The following is a 19058-nucleotide window of genomic DNA, read 5'->3' on the forward strand; positions in this document are numbered from 1 at the left end:
GTGACATCCCTCACTTACAATATAAATTGTACTTATTCAGAAATGTAAACATTCCAGAATATTAAACCTGTATTATTTGTAATTCCTTTTACTTTTTCGTGATGTGCATATAAGGTACTGTTACCTCCTAATGGGATAACAGGTAATAATTCCTCCCAGGCATAAAGCTGTAAGTCGTCCCATAGTTTCTGAGCCTCTTCTATCGTTGGTGCAGTTTCAATAGCTCTTATCGCTTCACCAACAGAATCATCATTTACTCCGCCACCCCAAGTAGGACTTAATGCAAGAAGCTGTGGTGGTGTGCTAACTGTTGTTGAAGCAGTAATAAATGCATCCCAAGCACTTGTATCTGAATCACGAAGCTCAAGCATAGTTGGCCAATCATATAATTCAAGGGTAGCATTCATTCCAATTTGTTTTAATTGTTCTTGAATAACGACCGCTAAATTATAAAGCTGACCATAATCACGTGTTGCCATGATTCTAAACTCTTCGCCATCATAACCCATTTCTTCTAACATCTGTTTAGCTTTTTCAGGGTCATTTTGGTTGTAGTATTCACTTCCAGCTGTGCTTGCCCAATTCTTTATATTGACATCCATATATCCAGAGTCTAACCAGTAAAAGTCTTTATTAGGGTAAGCAGCCATCATAATCGCATCCATATCAAGAGCCGTATTAATAACCTGACGCATTTTTAAATCAGATGCTGGACCTTCAACATTGTTTAAACCTAAAAGATTATTTGCTCCTGGTTCAAGAATTGTTTCTAGGTTTGCATCGTTCTGTATCTGGTCATAGTTGTCGTACGGAATACCGTAAGCAATATCATACTCGCCTGTTTGTAATCCAGTTACTCGTGTAGAAGGATCTGTGACAATATGGATATAAATTTCATCTACTAATGCTTCTCTTTTACCAGATAACCCATTTGTTTCCAAATCTACAGGCTGATAGTCTTCGTATTTTTCATAATGAATATATTGGTCCTGTTTCCATTCTACAAATTTGAACGGGCCTGTTCCTATGTATTCATCGACCCCTTCAACTGGCGCTGATTCGATAATTTCTCTTGGCATAATCGCAGCTCCTTGCTTGGAGGAAGCAAGTGTATCTAAAGCAAGAGCGGAAGCGACCTCTAATTCTAATACAACAGTATGGTCATCTTTAGCAGTCCATGTTGCTCCAGTAAATATATTTCCTGTTATCGTCGATTTTTCCATCCAACGATTCATGGATGCGACAACATCTTCTGCTGTCATTTCTTTTCCATTATGAAATTTAACGCCTTGTCTTAAATGAAATGTATATGTTTGATTATCCTCGGTTTCAATTTTTTCCGCTAGCATAGGAACTGGATTGTATTCCAAGTCAGTTGTAACGAGACTTTCAAAAATAAGTCTAGAAGCATCACGCGCAGCAGCAGCAGTACTTATTGGCTGATCAAGTGTCGGTGGAGGGGCATCCATAGCAATGTTTAATATTCCTCCTGTTGTTATTTCTTCATCGCTTTCCTCGTTCTCATTGGTGGATTCATCCTCATCTTTTGAAGAATTTGAACTACATGCAACAACTAATAATAGAGAAGCTAACAATAAAAAGAGAATTCCTTTTCGATTAATAAGTCTCATTATCATTTTTCCCCCAATACATTAAGTCCTGATAAAATTCTGTGATTTTGGCGTTTTAATACAGGTAAAACTAGGGACTAGAGTTGTTATTGAAGATGTGCAATAGCTTTGAGAATAGCTGATTTAAAATGTTATACGTGAGGAGTGGCATCAGCACCTTTCTTCATAAAAGAAGTAATTTTGGGAAAATAGAAATTACTCTGTTAAAAAAATGATACACCTCGGAACTTTGCGTGTCAATTTGGAAAATTTAGATAGTAATTTTAAAAATGAGGTGCCGGAGGTTAAAGAAATTACTATCTAGTAAGGGCTTGAGTTAAATGATATTTTCCATCTGTACACAAGAAAAAGGGGCTGTCCAATAAGCCCCCAAAATAAAACAAGAGGAAGAAAAATAAATCATTTTTCTCTTCTTGTTTTTCATTTGTAAAAAATTCCTGAAAAGTAGCCTGCGAAGCTCAGCTATTTTCAGGATATTGTGGGCTATTGCCACGATCCCGAATTCTGTGTGGACTTTATCGATACCCCGTAAAGAAAATCTACGGAACGACCGATTGCCCTTGATGTGACCGAAAACACTTTCTACTTCCACTTTTCGTTGGGCGTAGATTGCTGCTTCCTCTTCACTTTCAAGGGCTGCTTTTGCCTTAGCTTTCATTTCTTCAAAGATTGTATTCCAAAAAATTTGTCTGTTCCCCTTTGCCTTCGTACACTGGGGCTTCAATGGACAATCCAAACAACTTTCACATTCATAAATTTTATAACTCTGCACATAACCAGACCTATTCTTCCGATTGAGATATTTTTTGAACACGACTCTTCGGTTATTTGGGCAGATATAATCATCCTCATGGGCACGATAGGTCCAATTTTTAAAGTTTTTAATGTCTTTTTTGTACGCTCTTTTTTGTTCTTTGAGATAGGTGCCATAGGGTATTAAAAATTCAAAACGAGGGGATTTCTCTTCACCAATCGCATATAAATAATTTGCTTCACTTCCATAACCTGCATCGGCAATGATCCGTTGAGGCATCGGAAGGTTAGAAGCTGCCAACTTCTCCAAGTGTGGAATAAAACACCGAGTATCATTTGGTCGTTGATGCACGGAGTAATCGACAATCAATTGATTTTCTGTGGCCATTTGTACATTATAGCCTGGCTTCAACTGTCCATTTCTCATATGATCTTCTTTCATCCGCATAAACGTGGCATCCGGATCTGTCTTGGAAAAGCTGTTTCGATCTCCTAAGATGGTTTGATAGGTCTGATACTTTTCCATACGTGGAAGAAAGTTCTCACGTATTTGTTTCATTGGTTTTTTTAAGGTGCTACGACGAGAGCGGAGCTGTTTTCGAAGCTGACTTTCTTCCGTATTTTCGATAGCTTCAGAAAGGGCATCTACTTTTTCTGCTAGTTGATTGGCAATCGCTTCTAAGTCTTCCGCAGTCGCTTCTTCTTTAGAATGGCTTATCTCTAGCTCTTCCTGTGCGGCAATCGTATCGATATGTGCCAACGTTTCCTGGATGCGTTGCTTTAACTGCGCCTCCCATCGCACGGTTGATTTTTTCCATACGAAAGAATACTTATTGGCATTGGCTTCTATCTTTGTGCCATCCAAGAAGTAGTTTTCCATCGTAATCCATTGATCTTCTATCAGTTGCAGAATCATCGTTTCAAATAGCTGATCCATCATGGCTTTCATTCGCTTCCCACGAAACGCATTGATGGTGCGAAAATCAGGGGTTTGCATACCTGCAAGCCACATAGTTGGTAGATTTTCTTTGGTCATTTTTTCGATGTCTCTACAGGAATATATTTTTTGGCTGTAAGCATATAAAATAACTTTCAGCATCATTTTGGGATGAAAGGCTGGTCTACCTCCACCGCTATAATAACGATAGAGCTGTTCCTTTGGGATACGCTCCACCATTTCATCTACCACTCGTGCTACATGATGTGTAGGGATATAATCTTGGATATCAAAAATCACCGTGCTTTGTCGGTTATCGTAAGGTTTAAATAAGGGAGTTGCTGGGTTAGAAGCTGTAACTTTTTCCTCGATTACCTCTAGAGGAAGTGTCGTTTGTGTGGTACAATTTGTATGAGATTTCATAAAAAATCGCCCTTTCTGAAATGTTGTGTGGTAACTCCATTTTACAAGAAAAGGCGATTTTTTTATATGTTTTTTAGGAAGAATAAAGAAAAAAAGGGCCGTCATAGAAAAGCAGTTTTCACTGACTTTTTGGACAGCCCCATTTCATAGGAGAGTAAGAAAGTATAAAAAATGCGTAAAATAATACTTACTCATAATTGGTGTTGTCTAGCTTTGAGCACCAAAAACTAAGAGGTCTCGCATCATGCTTTTAGCCTGTAAGGACGCTCTAGGCTTTTCTTTCATAATTTTATGGTTGTGTAATTGATTCTTCGTTCAAATCTGGTTTGCGATTAGTTGGGATTAGAAGAGACAGAATAATGGTCAATATGGATGAAATAAGAACTCCCCAAAGAATTCCAAATGCAAGAGATGCAGCAGCTCCTGAAACTAAGCCGATTCGACCGCCCCAAACGGATACACCACTATTTTGTGTTCCCATATTAAATGCTTCTTGTTTTTTCCGTTTCCAAAGTAATCCAATAATTAAAACAGGTATAACGCCACCACCAGCCATGGTATAAGCAAGGCTAAATAGGTCAATGATCGATTCTGACCAAACAGCAGCCCCTACAGCGACAATCCCGACCAGCAGGATGCACCAACGAGTAAACTTGATGTAAAAATCATCTGTTCTAGCTTTTGTATTAGGGATAATTAAATCATTGGTAATGACTACTGACGCAGAATGTAACAAGGATGATGCACTTGAGATGGCTGCGAGATAAATAAGAATAAAGAATCCTAATGCTACAAATTGGGTCATTTCCTCCAAAATCAACCATGAGATAGCTTGACCAGGATCAAGATTCGGATTCGTTACTTTGACAACCAAACCTGAAATAGTCGCTAAACATGTTAAAATAATTGCTGCAATTCCACTGTAGAACATAGCTCGACTTGCATCCTTTGGCTTTTTAGCAGCAAAACATCTTTGCCAATAGACCTGTGCGGCAAGCACACCTAAGGTTCCTGTTAAAAACAATGTAAATACCTCTCCAAAGGATAAGGTCATTTCTGCTAGATGACCAGCACCTACATCAGCAAGGCGTGTTTTTAATTCGGAGTAACTAAAATTAACCTTGGCAAATATTTTCACATAAATCCAAATAGCAATGGCAATGAGCAATGAGCCTTGAATTAAATCAGTCCATACAACCGAATACATACCACCAATCATCGTGTAAAGTATGAAAACACCTGAAAATACGACGATCATAAGGGTGGGATCAGTTCCCGTGAACACTGAAAATAAGGCACCCATTCCTTTTGCTTGTCCGCCAACCCACGCAATCATAATGGAGGCTGTTAATAGACCAACCAATGCCCTGGCAATCTTATCACGTAATAATAAATCATTCATTAGCTCTGCAAGTGTTTTATAGGCGAATTTTGCAGCAAACCCTGCGAATACTAATGCGAAAATTATTTTTGCTCCTTGCTCTCCAATCACAAAAGGAATATTGGCTAAACCAATTTCATATCCCTTAGAGGAGTGACCAACAAAATTTCCAACTCCCATAATAGTGGCAATATCAGTAAATAAGAGCAAAATAAACGGGAGAGTTCCTCCTGCAATAGCAAAATTAGTAAAACTAGTACTGGCTTTTTTCCTAAAAGCAAGTGACATACAAATAAAGAAAATACTTAATACAATAGTTGAGATCCAAGTTAATGTTAATAGACTCATATCATTTCTCCTTTCCTTATAGTTGATGTTCAAAAAGGAGGTTAAAAAGAATTGGGTTCGTTAAAGTGGCAATATCAATTACACTTCTATTCTATTCATCTAAAATTACAGATGTCATAAACGTCACTAAAAAGTATTCGAGGAACAGATGTGTATTGGATGTGCTGATTTTTAAGTTACTTACTTGAAGTAATAATTTTAGTTGATAATCAAGTGCTAATCATAAGCTTTTTTATAGAAAACAGTGACTACCATGTTGGGTATAAGTTGACTCTGGACTTATTTGAATATCCCTTGCGTAATATATTTTTGCCGAATTTTTGAACCACTTCTTAATAGCAATACCTTTGTGAAAATATTTCCTTTTTGTACAGTGAATTACTTTGGACATTTGAGTTATATAAATTTATATGGATAAAAACATTAATTATTACTAAAAAGCTTTTCTTGCCTGTATCTTGTGTTATTGTTTTTTGGTTTTTTTGATGTTTAAATCACTAAATTAATATACGAAAAATAATAGAAGGAAAAATTCTGTTAGTAAATCTATTCAACCATTCTTTTCCTCCTTCCTCATTAAATAAATATTTCGAAAAAATCTCATTATCATGAAGATACATTGTATATATAATTAAGAAAAGTCGATATATTGACAATGTTATTGGTTTTGATATGATGAAAGAGAAGATTGCGCTTACATAATAATATAATAAATATCAGTTTAATGAAATGGGGATTGTTAGATGAAAATGTCACTTGATCATCTCGTTTTACGTTTTCCAGGGCCAACACCATTACCACCAAGTGTAGAGAGAGCAATGACCCTCCCAATGGTTGCAAGAGGGCCTGAAATGACAGAGGCTATTGTAAGTCTTTCTCCAAAGCTTAAGCCTATATTTGGAACCAAGCAGGAAGTTGCTGTCATGTCTGGTAGTGGAACAGCAAGTATGGAAACTGCGATTGTTAATGTAACAAATTCTGGTGATGAAGTTTTAGTACTTGTTACAGGACGATTTGGAGAATTGTATGCGTCCATGTGTGAAGCACATTTACTTCATGTGCATGTATTGGAAACAGAGTGGGGAGAAGCAGCAGACCCAGAAGCGGTAAAGGATTATTTAAAAAGTCATCCAAATATTAAAGCTGTTTTTGCGACATTTTGTGAAACATCAACAGGTGTTATTAATCCAATGAAGGATTTAGCGGCTGTTGTACATGAATATTCGGATGCTGTGTTTATTGCTGATGGCGTTTCAAGTGTGGGTGGTATTGCAGGAAACATGGATGAGTGGGATATTGATATTCTAGGAACAGGTTCTCAAAAAGCGATGATGACTCCTCCAGGATTAGGTTTTGTAGCTTTTAGTGAACGTGCCCAAGAAGTTGCAAAGCAAGTTACGCGAGGAAGATTTTTCTTTGACTACAATAAATATATTGAACAATTAGCAGAGGGACAATCACCTTTTACACCTGCAGTTCCATTATTAAATAGTTTAAATGCTTCTCTTGATTTAATGCATGAAGAAGGCATAGAAAATGTGTTTGCTCGTCATCGTTTATTAAGTGACATGACTCGTGCAGCGTTTAAACAATGGAATATTCCATTAACAGCTAGTGATGAAACCGCTTCTCCAACAATAACAGGAGCAAAAGCAGATGATTTTGATGTAGAAGAGCTATTAGCTGTTGTGAAAAAAGACTTCCATATTGCAATTGCTGGTGGACTCGGAAAAATGGCAGGAAAAATGTTGCGTATTGGTCATATGGGGTATTGTTCTCCAGCTGATGCGCTACAATATATCAGTGCCCTAGAAATTGGACTTGTAAGAATTGGTAAGAAAATCAATTTAGGCGAAGGTATTCAAGCAGCGCAGGAAGTTTTCTTGTCAACTAAAAAAGTATAAATGCTTTCTTAATAAATCAAATTTTTTTAGAATTTATTAGTATTAGCGTATAATTATAAGCAATGGATCAGTTTAAAATCTGTATCCATTGCTTTTTTTATAAAAAGACTTCGTTTATTATGATTTTATGAAAATGGAGGAATGGAATAATTATGAAAGCATTTGTTTATGAATATGGGAAGTTAAAATTAAAAGAGATGTCTACTCCAGTTGCAAAGGTTGATGAAGTTGTAGTCAAATTAAAGGTATCTGGGTTAAATCGCAGAGATTTATATATTCCAAATCGTTTAGGGCCAGATAAAGAGGCATTAATTTTAGGTTCTGACGGAGCTGGGGTAATTGAACATGTAGGTGCAGAGGTAAAAGATATTAATGTAGGTGACGAAGTAATTATTAATCCAGCTTTACGTTGGGAGAAGAATAGTGATGCTCCACCTGCTGGATTTGATATTCTTGGAATGCCTGATCATGGCACATTTGCAGAACGAATTGTTCTTGCTGCTAATCAGGTAGAGAAGAAACCAGCTCATTTAACATGGGAACAATCAGGCGTTTTAGGTTTAGCCGCATTAACTGCCTATCGTGCTACTTTTACAAAAGGTCAATTACAGAAAGGACAAACCTTATTTGTTCCTGGTGTTGGTAGTGGTGTTGCAACCTTTATTGTATGTTATGCTAAGCATATTGGTGCAAGAGTAATTGTAACTTCTAGAAGTGAGGAAAAACGTGAACATGCATTAAAGGTGCTTGGAGTCGATAAAGCCATTGATACAAATGGAGATTGGCAGGAAGAGTTGAAGGGTGAAACAATTGATTTAGTTATCGATAGTGTTGGGGAAGCGACATTTAACCGATCCTTGGAAGTATTAAAGCAAGGAGGGAAAATAGTTGTTTTCGGAGCAACAACAGATGATACTGTTCAGCTTAACTTACGTGAATTTTTCTACGGTCAATATCAATTAATTGGTTCGACAATGGGGAGTAGAGAAGAGTTTAAAGCAATGCTTGAGTTTATTGCAACACATGGGATTTATCCAGAAATTGCAAAATCATTCCCATTAGAACAAGCAGAGGCTGCTTTCCAAATGCTAGACAAAAGTGAACAATTTGGAAAAATTGCTTTGTTAATAGAAAAGTAAAAAAAAGCAATTAATGAACAATAATTTATAAGAAAAAGGTATAGTGGATAGTCATATAAAAATGATTAATACTATGTCTTTTTCTTGTTGTAAAATGTTAAATCACAATCATTATTTAGATTTAATGTTAAATTTATAAAGAGAGAGAATCAATCACATGTATTTTTTTATGATCGTTTTATGCTTAATATGGGGCTTTAATTTTGTAATTATGAAACTAGGAAATGACTTTTTTCCTCCCGGGGAGTTTGCTACACTAAGGTTTTTGACTGGTGCAATAGTACTTATTCTTGTATGTGTATGGAGAAAAACACCACTTCCTCATAAATCAGATTTAAAATGGCTTATTTTATGCGGTTTTTTCCAGACTGCTTATTTTAATATCGCTATCCAAATATCACTTAATTACATTAGTGCAGGTCTTACTTCTGTTTTAACTTATAGTATGCCGCTTTTTTTATCACTCATGGCTCATAAATGGATTCCTGGAGAAAGGCTAGCAGTAAAACAAACTATTGGAATTATTATCGGCATTATGGGACTGTTTATTGCGATGAATATTCAATCAGGAGGATCCGTATGGATTATGTTACTTGGTCTAAGCTCGGCTGTTTCTTGGGCGATAGCTAATTTACTTTTTAAATTGAAATTAAAGCATAGTGATACAGTGCAATTTACGACTTGGCAAATGACAATTGGGGCGCTAGGATTATTAATGTATACTTTATTATTTGAACATGGTGAATCTCAATGGGGAGTAGTGCCAGTTATTTACATATTGTATTCTGGTATTATTGCCTCTGCACTAGCCTTTGTGATGTGGAATTACATATTGCGACGTACAGAAGCGAGCAAGGCTTCAATGTCTTTGCTATTAGTACCAATTATGGGAGTAATTTGCGGATATATCTTTTTAAATGAAAATCTAAGTATGGTAACAATGATTGGGGTTTTCCTTGTATTATTAGGAATACGTTTTGTAAATAGTCCAAACCAGGAACGAAAAGCGCAGAGCGCCCGTACAAGCTAAAAACGCGACGTCACGAGCATAACGTCCTGCACTAGTACATCCTGTACGTCAAAAAACGTAGAGATTGGAGTGGCACAACCGAGATAAAGAAAACATGCCCCTTTAGGGGTATCCGACGTTAGGCTTTAGCCTGGTTTTAGTCGGGCTTCCTTATAAAACAGATAAAACAGAACCGATGTTGACTATTGTAAGGTGGCTCGTTAGCTCTTAGTTTTTGGCGCTCGGAGCTAGACATAGCTAGCTCTGAATAAGAATAATTTGTGCAAAACTTTTATACTTTTTTATCTCCCAAAAAAGTGAAGATAGTATATCACGTAATGTTTAAAATGATTATCGGTAAAGAATACAGAAAAAGGAGCTATCATGCATTGATGACAGCTCCTTTTCCATTCTTATCCAAACTTCTTCATTAAATATGCCATATGAACAATACCTTCTTCAAAATCTGTTAGACGAATAGATTCATTTGGCGAGTGGGCTTTTGAATTTACCCAGCCAACTCCTGTACTAACTACAGGTACTGCTAGGCGATTCCCAAATTCATACATTGGGCCTGTTCCCGCTGAATTTGGTGCAATTACTACTTCTCTTTCATAGGTATCTTTGGCTGTTTGGACAACTAAATCTACAAAAGGATCATCAAAATCAGAACGATATGCAAATTGTCCATTGAGAGAAGATACTTTTACATCGGTGAAGCCATGTTTATCTAAATGACGACGTACACATTCCACAATGTGGTTAGGGTCTTGTCCGGGAACTAAACGGCAATCGAGTTTTGCCATTGCCTTTTTCGGAAGAACGGTTTTACTTCCTTCACCATAGTAACCACTTTCTAACCCACAAATAGTCATTGTCGGATCAAAAACCATTGCTTCACGTGGGTCCTGATTTTTATTTTTAGTAATTAGCGGTCGCTTTAAACCGTATAATTTTTCAAGAGCTTCTTCATTAAATGGAAGGTTACGAACAATTTCTAGCTCTTTTTCTGTTGGCGGAATGATTCCGTCATGGAATCCTTCTACAATAATTTCATTGTTCTCATTTCGCATAGAAGCTAATGCATGTACAAGGCGCCAAGCAGCATTGTCCACATATGCTCCAACAGACGAATGTAGGTCGAAATCAGCCCCCTCACAGATTAGATCCATATAAGCCATCCCTTTAATTCCAGCAACCATGCTAACACGGTCTTGTTCATCTTTGCCACCAAATTCCCAAATACAAGCATTTGCTTGGAATAAATCAGTATATTTAGCGAGATAAGGAGTTAGATTAGGGCTACCAATTTCTTCTTCGCCTTCAATAAGAAATTTAATATTACAAGGAAGTCCATCTTCTAATTCTTGTAATGCTTTAATTGCAGAAAGACGAGCGATTAAGTCCCCTTTATTATCTGCTACACCTCTAGCAAATAAAGTTCCATCTACATTTGTTAAGCTGAAAGGTTCTGTTTTCCATTCTTCCAGTGGTTCAGGTGGTTGGACATCGTAATGATTGTAAAATAATAATGTCTTATTAGAATTTCCATTTTTCCCCGCTGCAAAGAATCCATAGATAACAGGATTTCCACCAAGGTCATCAAGTATCTTTACTTCACCGTTTAATTCTTCAATAAATTTCACAACTTGATTAACAGCTTCAGGAATTCCCTTGTTTTGTGCAGAAATAGAAGGGGTGCTTATATACTTACTCAACTTTTCAACAGACTCACTTAAATTTTTATTTACTGTAGTTCGTAAATCCTGTAAAAATACTTCACTCAACGGATAATTCCCCCTTTAAATTAATTATATAAGATCATTCCAATTGGAATGATCTTATAAAATACAGACTATTTATCTGAATTATATCATTTTTAAGAATAAAGGGGAAAAGAATCGCATTGTCATGTTAGTTGCTTTTTGGTTTAAATAAAATAGCACCAATAACCCCAAAGATAATCGCAGCAGAAATTCCGGCACTTGTTACTTCAAAAATTCCAGTAACAACACCAATGATTCCGTGTTTTTCTCCTTCAGCCATTGCACCATGAACTAAAGAGTTTCCAAAGCTTGTTATTGGTACAGAAGCTCCGGCACCAGCGAAATCTATTAATGGCTCATACCAACCTAAACCATCTAAAACAGCTCCAAGTATAACGAGAAAGGTCAATGTATGTGCTGGAGTTAATTTAAATACATCAAACATTATTTGGCCGATTACACAAATTAATCCGCCAACAAGAAAAGCCCAAAGAAAAATCATAAATACTCACTCCATTTCAATGGATACCGCATGAGCAATAGTAGGTATCGATTTTTTTTGTTGAATAGATAAAGGTGAGTGGAGAGAGCCGGTTGCAGCGATTAATACTCTGCGAACAACCCCAGATTGCAGTAAGCGGAAGATATGACTATATAGTACAACAGCAGAACAAGCTGCTCCACTACCTCCAGCTAAAACTGGTTGTTCATCTGTGTAGATGAGGACACCACAATCAAGAAATTGCTGTTCGGGCAATTGGATGTCATTATCTTCTAAAAGCTGTAAGGCTGTTTGTCTCCCGATTTTTCCAAGATCACCTGTAATAATGAGATCATAATAATTAGGAAGAATTCGACGATCATTTAAATGCGCAATAATCGTGTCTACTGCGGCAGGAGCCATTGCTTCTCCCATATTAAATGGATCAGTAATTCCAAGATCAACTACATTACCAATCGTTGCAGAAGTAATTTTAGGACCTTTTCCTAATTTGCCAACCACCGCACAGCCAGCACCTGTTACTGTCCATTGAGCAGTTGGGGGAGATTGTCCACCATATTCAGTTGGGTAGCGAAATTGTTTTTCTGTAGCAGCGTGGTGGCTAGAAATACCACTTAATATGTAGTCTGCTCCACCGCCATTAATAATCATTGCAGAAAGGGCTAAGCTTTCCATAGATGTTGCACACGCACTGAATAAACCAAAATAAGGTAATCCTAATGTTTTAGCTGCGAAAGTGGTAGGGGTGATTTGATTGATTAAATCTCCACTAATAAAAAATTGCATACTTTCCTGTGAGAGACCACTTTTTTGTATAGCTATTTTGCTGGCATCTTCCATTAAAATAGTTTGTGCTTGTTCAAAGGAAGGTTGGTCTAACCACACATCATCATAAAAATGATCGATATCTTCACGTAAGTTTCCTTCTGCTTCTAATGGTCCTGCAACAGTTCCAGTTGAAACAATGACAGGTTTATTTTCAAATAACCAGGTTTGATTTCCAATAAGCAATTAGATGACACCACCTTTAATAAGTAGGGTTTTAATTAAAGCAATTATAAAAGCAGAAAAAACACCATATACAATAACAGGTCCTGCCAGCTTTAACATGTTTGTTCCGACACCTAGAATAAAACCTTCTGTTCGATGTTCGATTGCCGAAGAAATTACTGCGTTTGCAAATCCAGTTACAGGAACAGCAGTACCGGCTCCAGCGAATTGTCCAAATTGATTATAAAATCCAAAACCAGTTAAAAGCATGGTAATAAAAATTAATGTTGCAACCATTGGATTACTAGCTGTTTTTTCAGTGAAATCAAAAAAGTAAATGTAAAACATCATAATTGCCTGCCCAATTACACAAATTAATCCACCAATCACAAATGCTTTCAAACAATTTTTTAATAAGGGACGTTTTTTATTACTATCTTGTTCATAGGTGACATATGATTGTCCTTCGGATGGAAGGTTTTGTTTCTGTTCATTAGCCATAATGTTTTTAACTCCTTAGTTTATCGCAGTATAGTCCTCATAAAATGAAGTTTTTTATAGAGGTAAGAAAATATAACAAGTTGCGCAAATTAATACTTATTCAGAGCTAGCATTGTCTAGCTCCGAGCGCCAAAAACTAAGAGCTAACGTGAGACACCCTACAATCTCTACGTTTCTAAGCAGTCGCTCTGCGCTTTTCTTATTATGTTTCTTCTTTTTCTAAATCAATTATTTTTTGTAAAGCTTGCTTAAATTCATCCTCTGATAATGTATCCTGTTCTTCCTGCAATTTATTTAATTCCAGCATTATTTTTAAATCTGTGGATACAGTAACATCATAGTCAGGGAAATTTTTCTCCACTTTCTCTTTGATTGATTTTTTAATTTTCTTTAATTGAAAATTCTTTAATGAATTTACTTTAAAGGCGATAACAAGATTCTCTTCATTAGCTATAGCCTGAACTTTATTTACATCTCTTTCCTCAGAAACAAGTGCTATTGCTTCTTCAACAACAGGTGGATGAGTAGCTGAGGATGCTTGGGGATTATTTTCATCATTATTATTGGAACAACCGATGAGCGTCATACTTAATAAAAGTATCAAGAGAATACGAAACAAATTCATCACCTTTTCTATTAACGTATACAAATGCGTTTAATTATTCGTATTGTGTGTTATGTTTTTGAAAATATTCATTTAATGGAATAAAATTTTAGACAAATGACCAATTGACAGAAAATTCATTTGATAAAAACCCATTGATATGAAAATATATTAATTAATTTGTATTTTTGGTAGACTAGGGTATATAGAAGGTAATATATAAAGACTAAGACGAAAGAAAAAGTTAAATCTTGTCTACATCTAATAAATATTTAGAATGAATAATAAATACTTTTGTCCAAAACGCTATAATTGGAGGGAAGAATATGGTAGAGATTCGTAAACCAATTCCTGTAAATAGAGCAATAGAAAAAGTAATGAAACATAAAAAAAATGGTGAAATAGAAACGATTTCTTTTCATGAATGTGATTATCGACGATTAGCCGAGCCTATTATTGCAGATAATCCTATTCCTGCTTTTGATAAATCTCCTTATGATGGATTTGCTTTAAGGGCAGAAGATACATTGTTTGCGTCCCCAGATAATCCGATTGAATTTGAAGTGATTGATCATATTGGTGCTGGTATTGTGTCTGATAAAACATTAGAGAAGGGGCAAGCTGTTAGAATCATGACAGGAGCAGAGATCCCAAAGGGTGCTGATTGTGTAGCCATGTTCGAGGTTTGTCAGCAATGGGAAGATGCAGATAAAAAGTATATGGCAATTACAAGTAAATTTGAACCTGGTACAAATATTATTGAAAAAGGTTCTGAAGTGGTTGCAGGGCAAGTGCTAGTCGAAGCAGGAGTTTTAATTGATGCAGGTGTTAAAGCTTTACTAGCTACTTTTGGTTATGCAGAAGTAAAGGTTGCGAAACAACCTGTTATTGGTGTGATTGCAACGGGTACAGAATTATTAGATGTGCATGAAGCCCTTGAACCTGGGAAAATACGTAATTCCAATGCATATATGGTATGTTCCCAGATATTACGGTCTGGTGCAAAGTATCAATACTTAGGTAAGCTTGCAGATGATTTTCAAACAGGCTATGATACGATTAAAGTCGCATTAAATAAAGTAGATGTGCTCATTACTACAGGTGGAGTATCTGTTGGTGATTTTGATTTAATGCCAGCCATATTAAAGGAACTAGGTGCAGAAATATTATTTAATAAAATTGCCATGCGTCCGGGTAGTGTGACAACAGTTGCTGTAATTGATAATAAGTTTTTATTTTGTTTATCAGGAAATCCTTCAGCTTGTTATGTTGGTTTTGAATTATTTACTAGACCAATTATTCAAACCTTGTTGTATAATAAGAGGCCATATTTAAAACGAATTAAAGCTACATTTGTAGATGACTTACCAAAGGCTAACCCATTCACGCGATTTGTCCGTACCTATATCGCGTATGAAGAGGGAAAGGTTTGCGCGAAGCTAGCAGGGATGGATAAATCCAATGTGGTAAGCTCTTTAGCACATACTAATGCATTGATGATGCTTCCAGGAGGGACATCAGGTTATACTTCTGGTGATAAGGTTGAAGTGTTGCTGTTAAATGATATGGAGGGTCAAGAAGTATTCTAGTGATAGATTGGAGAGATTGATGTGAAATCAACACAGATAAGTCCAATTAAAGATCATTTTGGAAGATTGTTACGGGATTTAAGAATTTCGGTGATTGACCAATGTAATTTTCGTTGTGGCTATTGTATGCCAAAAGAAATCTTTGGACCTGACTATGCATTTTTACCAGAAAAAGAATTACTGTCCTTTGAAGAAATAACTCGTCTAGCTTCTGCTTTTGCTAAATTAGGAGTTCATAAAATTCGTCTTACTGGTGGAGAACCGTTGATGCGTCGTAATTTAGATGAATTAATTGCTAATTTGATTCAAATGGATGGTATTGATGATATTGCCTTAACAACAAATGGAGTTTTTTTAAAACGTGATGCTCAAAAATTAAAGGACGCAGGCTTAATGCGTGTGAATATTAGTTTGGATGCTATTGATGATGAGGTATTTAAAGAAATTAATGGAAAAGGTGTAGTTACTTTACCTGTTTTAAAGGGAATCGAAGCAGCAGAACAAGCAGGTTTGAAAGTGAAAATAAATATGGTTGTCAAAAAAGGAATGAATGATGAACAGATTATTCCAATGGCAAGATATTTTAAGGATACAAATGTTATTTTAAGATTTATTGAATTTATGGATGTTGGAAATCATAACGGATGGGATTTCAGTAATGTAATTTCAAAAAAAGAAATTATTGAACACATTCATAATGAGTTTCCACTAGAACCTTTAGAAGAGAATTATTATGGAGAGGTTGCTTCAAGATATCGCTATCAAGATGGCGGGGGAGAAATTGGTGTTATTTCTTCTGTTTCTGACTCCTTCTGTGGGGATTGTTCCCGTATGCGACTTTCTGCAGATGGGAAATTATATACATGTTTATTTGCTTCCAGTGGGTTTGATATGAAAGAGAAACTCCGTGCTGGAATGACTGATGAAGAATTAATTAATGAAATAACAGGCATTTGGGGAGACCGAAAAGATAGATATTCTGAAGAACGTGCAGATTTAATAGATCAAGACCGTGAAAAAATCGAAATGTCTTATATTGGTGGTTAGAAATATTAACTAATTAAGTTGCGCTTTCAGACAGGAGTTTGTTGCTATGTTAGAAAAAAGAAGGAAAAGAACGCAGCAACAATGGGGACATCGTTTTACGCCAGTGCAAATGATTTTAGTCTTTTATTTGATTGCTTTAATCATTTCTTCTGCTTTACTGGCATTACCCATTGCTCATAAAGAGCATGCGACATTTTCCGCAATGGATATCGTTTTTACTGCTGTTAGTGCATTAAGCGTAACAGGATTGAGTACAGTTGAAATCAGTGAAACATTTAGTACAGTTGGAATTATCTTTCTTGCCATTATTATGCAATTTGGTATGTTTGGTATCATGGCAATGGGTACATTAATTTGGATGTTTTTGGGCAAAAAAATTGGTTTACGTGAACGACGTTTGATTATGACGGATCAAAATCAAACTAAATTCTCTGGAATTGTTCGTCTAATGAAACAAATTCTTATTTTGCTCATATCTATTCAATTGATTGCTTTTCTAGTAATAGGAACTTATTTTTTAAGCTATTTTTCAACAGCAAAAGAAGCCTATTATCATGGTTTTTTCTTAACCGTAAGTGCTATTTCTAATAGTGGATTTGATATTACAGGAAACTCAATGATCTCTTATCATAATAACTATTTTATTCAGATTGTTATTATGTTACTTATTGTAGTGGGGTCCATCGGTTTTCCAGTGCTTATAGAAGTAAAAGATTATTTACTGGCTAAACGTGAAGAGAGAAAGCGCATGCGCTTTAGTCTATTTACAAAAGTTACCACATTGACTTTTTTTGTGTTAATTATTGTTGGAGCAATTGTTATTTTTCTACTTGATTTTGCTGCTTATTTTAGTGATAAACAGCTTGTGGAATCTTTTTTCTATGCGTTATTCCAGTCTGTTACCACTAAAAGTGCTGGTTTAGCAACATTAGATGTGAGTCTATTGACAGAAGAAAATCAGTTGTTCATGTCATTACTTATGTTTATTGGGGCTTCTCCAAGTAGTTCAGGTGGAGGAATTCGTACAACAACCTTGGCGTTAGTGATCATTTTTATGATTACTTATATACGAGGTGGAAAGAGTGTTCGACTTTTTAAGAGAGAAATTTATGAAGAAGATTTAGTAAAAGCAGTTACCGTGACATTAATGGCTATTATTATGATTCTGATTTCTGTCTTTATTATTCTTGTTATTGAACCATTTTCTTTGAATCAAGTGCTCTTTGAAGTAACCTCAGCCTTTGGGACGACGGGACTTTCATTAGGAATTACTCCTGAGCTATCTCATACAAGTAAAATTATTTTAATGATATTGATGTTTATAGGAAGAGTAGGAATTATTACATTCCTATTTATATTTAATAGCAATCGAGCTGAGCCGAAATATCGTTATCCAAAAGAAAAAATGATTATAGGATAAGTTTGATTTCCTATTAGGTAAAAATATACTTTCAATACTTTTCATTTCTTGTTATGATAGAAAAAAAGTAATAGATATTAGTTGCTTTAGATTAATTAGCAAAAGTGTTTGGCCTGATGAACTTAAAAAACTAGGTATAATTATGATGAGGTGTAATGGATTAAGGAGGTGCATTTCCATGTGGGAAACGGTATTTGGTATCATTTGTGTTGCTATTCTTGCACTAAACGTTGGTTTTATGCTTCTTGATAATGAAGGTTAATAAAAAACAAAAGTATCTCCAAATGATAGTAAATATCATTTGGAGATACTTTTTTAGGTTAACAACGTATTATTTAATAATTTGCATCTCCTTAATAGGATAGATAACAAATTCTGATCTTCCAATAATATCATCGCCACTGATAAAACCAAGGCCGTTTCTACTGTCTTTACTAACTGCCCGATTATCTCCCATCACATAATAGCTGTTTTCAGGGACTGTAATGGGTCCAAAATCACCAGTCAGGTATGCAGGATCATCCGGAAGATATAATTGGTCATATTCTTCATCATTAATATAGAGTACATGATTACGTATTTCGATTGTTTCTTCTGGTAAGGCAATAATACGTTTAACATAATTTTTATGTGTTCTTTGAATAATTACGACATCGCCTCGTTTCGGCTGACCAACAAAATAGATGAATTTATTAAAAATAATTCTCTCTCCACTTTGTAATGTGGGCTCCATACTGTCTCCATCAACAATAGAGGTAGAGAATACAAAAGTTCTAATAAAAACGGCGAGTAGAATTGCAATGAGTATTGCTTTTCCCCATTCTAACCATTCATTTCTATATTTCATAATGTTTACCCATGTCCTCCCTTCTAAAACATCCATGTATAAGAAAAGTATAAGAAATTACTTATTAGTACGTGTGCAAAAAGGTCAGTGAAAAGAACTTTCATCGGTTAAGTTCACAACATCACGAAAGCAGCACTGACATACTCTATTGTTTCTTTATAAAAGCTTCCTACTACTAATATAACAGACATTTTGTGTTTTAACTGATAATTTACCTAAATTAAACATTTTTATTATAATTTATTGAATAATTATGGAAAAAACTGG

Annotated in this window: 15 protein-coding genes; 6 read left to right on the plus strand and 9 right to left on the minus strand. The window is 35.6% G+C overall.

From position 1 onward, the window contains the following. Positions 1-32: 32 nt before the first annotated feature. From AB4Y30_RS06410 to AB4Y30_RS06420, 3 genes are all read right to left on the minus strand, one after another. A complete protein-coding gene (locus tag AB4Y30_RS06410; protein ID WP_368654657.1) occupies positions 33-1631 on the minus strand; it encodes an ABC transporter substrate-binding protein in 1599 nt (532 codons plus the stop codon). A 316-nt stretch (positions 1632-1947) separates the two neighbouring features. Continuing rightward, positions 1948-3744: an IS1182 family transposase gene (locus AB4Y30_RS06415; RefSeq protein WP_368654658.1), complete on the minus strand. Its 1797-nt coding sequence runs from the start codon at positions 3742-3744 to the stop codon at positions 1948-1950. 289 nt (positions 3745-4033) lie between these two features. Continuing rightward, positions 4034-5473 carry a sodium:solute symporter gene (locus tag AB4Y30_RS06420; RefSeq protein WP_368654659.1) on the minus strand — a complete coding sequence of 480 codons (1440 nt, stop codon included), beginning with the start codon at positions 5471-5473 and terminating at the stop codon, positions 4034-4036. A gap of 743 nt (positions 5474-6216) precedes the next feature. Between AB4Y30_RS06420 and AB4Y30_RS06425 the strand changes: the two genes are divergently transcribed. From AB4Y30_RS06425 to AB4Y30_RS06435, 3 genes are all read left to right on the plus strand, one after another. Further along, the gene (locus tag AB4Y30_RS06425; RefSeq protein WP_368654660.1) at positions 6217-7377 is read left to right on the plus strand and encodes an alanine--glyoxylate aminotransferase family protein; all 1161 of its coding nucleotides are present in this window, start codon (positions 6217-6219) and stop codon (positions 7375-7377) included. Positions 7378-7529: 152 nt separating this feature from the next. Continuing rightward, entirely contained in the window at positions 7530-8516 is a 987-nt protein-coding gene (locus AB4Y30_RS06430; RefSeq protein WP_368654661.1) for a zinc-binding dehydrogenase, read from the plus strand. A 157-nt stretch (positions 8517-8673) separates the two neighbouring features. Further along, positions 8674-9546, plus strand: coding sequence for a DMT family transporter (locus tag AB4Y30_RS06435; RefSeq protein WP_368654662.1), 873 nt, complete (start codon positions 8674-8676; stop codon positions 9544-9546). 392 nt (positions 9547-9938) lie between these two features. On the opposite strand, the gene AB4Y30_RS06440 is transcribed toward AB4Y30_RS06435, so the two are convergent. From AB4Y30_RS06440 to AB4Y30_RS06460, 5 genes are all read right to left on the minus strand, one after another. Next, the gene (locus AB4Y30_RS06440; RefSeq protein ID WP_368654663.1) at positions 9939-11312 is read right to left on the minus strand and encodes a M20/M25/M40 family metallo-hydrolase; all 1374 of its coding nucleotides are present in this window, start codon (positions 11310-11312) and stop codon (positions 9939-9941) included. 127 nt (positions 11313-11439) lie between these two features. Beyond that, on the minus strand, positions 11440-11793 hold the full coding sequence (gene spoVAE, locus AB4Y30_RS06445; protein ID WP_368654664.1) for a stage V sporulation protein AE: 354 nt from the start codon (positions 11791-11793) through the stop codon (positions 11440-11442). A 6-nt stretch (positions 11794-11799) separates the two neighbouring features. Then, complete coding sequence (gene spoVAD, locus AB4Y30_RS06450; RefSeq protein WP_368654665.1) at positions 11800-12804, minus strand: stage V sporulation protein AD; 1005 nt, start codon at positions 12802-12804, stop codon at positions 11800-11802. After that, positions 12805-13284: a stage V sporulation protein AC gene (gene spoVAC / locus AB4Y30_RS06455; protein ID WP_368654666.1), complete on the minus strand. Its 480-nt coding sequence runs from the start codon at positions 13282-13284 to the stop codon at positions 12805-12807. Between the two features lie 202 nt (positions 13285-13486). Beyond that, complete coding sequence (locus AB4Y30_RS06460; protein WP_368654667.1) at positions 13487-13903, minus strand: YhcN/YlaJ family sporulation lipoprotein; 417 nt, start codon at positions 13901-13903, stop codon at positions 13487-13489. Positions 13904-14214: 311 nt separating this feature from the next. Between AB4Y30_RS06460 and glp the strand changes: the two genes are divergently transcribed. The 3 genes from glp to AB4Y30_RS06475 are packed head-to-tail and all read left to right on the plus strand — an operon-like array spanning position 14215 to position 17944. Beyond that, complete coding sequence (gene glp / locus AB4Y30_RS06465; protein ID WP_368654668.1) at positions 14215-15477, plus strand: gephyrin-like molybdotransferase Glp; 1263 nt, start codon at positions 14215-14217, stop codon at positions 15475-15477. 21 nt (positions 15478-15498) lie between these two features. Further along, on the plus strand, positions 15499-16524 hold the full coding sequence (gene moaA, locus AB4Y30_RS06470) for a GTP 3',8-cyclase MoaA (protein WP_368654669.1): 1026 nt from the start codon (positions 15499-15501) through the stop codon (positions 16522-16524). Positions 16525-16570: 46 nt separating this feature from the next. Beyond that, positions 16571-17944, plus strand: coding sequence for a TrkH family potassium uptake protein (locus AB4Y30_RS06475; RefSeq protein WP_368654670.1), 1374 nt, complete (start codon positions 16571-16573; stop codon positions 17942-17944). A 331-nt stretch (positions 17945-18275) separates the two neighbouring features. On the opposite strand, the gene lepB is transcribed toward AB4Y30_RS06475, so the two are convergent. Then, positions 18276-18791, minus strand: a complete 516-nt coding sequence (gene lepB / locus AB4Y30_RS06480; protein WP_368654671.1) for a signal peptidase I — start codon at positions 18789-18791, stop codon at positions 18276-18278. Positions 18792-19058: the final 267 nt, after the last annotated feature.

Source organism: Ornithinibacillus sp. 4-3 (assembly GCF_040958695.1).
In the GTDB taxonomy this organism is placed as follows: Bacteria; Bacillota; Bacilli; order Bacillales; family Amphibacillaceae; genus CALAMD01.

Coding starts and splice junctions, on each gene's coding strand:
- AB4Y30_RS06410 (WP_368654657.1), bottom strand. CDS start 1,631: ATGAGACTTATTAATCGAAAAGGAATTCTCTTTTTATTGTTAGCTTCT.
- AB4Y30_RS06415 (WP_368654658.1), bottom strand. CDS start 3,744: ATGAAATCTCATACAAATTGTACCACACAAACGACACTTCCTCTAGAG.
- AB4Y30_RS06420 (WP_368654659.1), bottom strand. CDS start 5,473: ATGAGTCTATTAACATTAACTTGGATCTCAACTATTGTATTAAGTATT.
- AB4Y30_RS06425 (WP_368654660.1), top strand. CDS start 6,217: ATGAAAATGTCACTTGATCATCTCGTTTTACGTTTTCCAGGGCCAACA.
- AB4Y30_RS06430 (WP_368654661.1), top strand. CDS start 7,530: ATGAAAGCATTTGTTTATGAATATGGGAAGTTAAAATTAAAAGAGATG.
- AB4Y30_RS06435 (WP_368654662.1), top strand. CDS start 8,674: ATGTATTTTTTTATGATCGTTTTATGCTTAATATGGGGCTTTAATTTT.
- spoVAE (WP_368654664.1), bottom strand. CDS start 11,793: ATGATTTTTCTTTGGGCTTTTCTTGTTGGCGGATTAATTTGTGTAATC.
- spoVAC (WP_368654666.1), bottom strand. CDS start 13,284: ATGGCTAATGAACAGAAACAAAACCTTCCATCCGAAGGACAATCATAT.
- glp (WP_368654668.1), top strand. CDS start 14,215: ATGGTAGAGATTCGTAAACCAATTCCTGTAAATAGAGCAATAGAAAAA.
- AB4Y30_RS06475 (WP_368654670.1), top strand. CDS start 16,571: ATGTTAGAAAAAAGAAGGAAAAGAACGCAGCAACAATGGGGACATCGT.
- lepB (WP_368654671.1), bottom strand. CDS start 18,791: ATGAAATATAGAAATGAATGGTTAGAATGGGGAAAAGCAATACTCATT.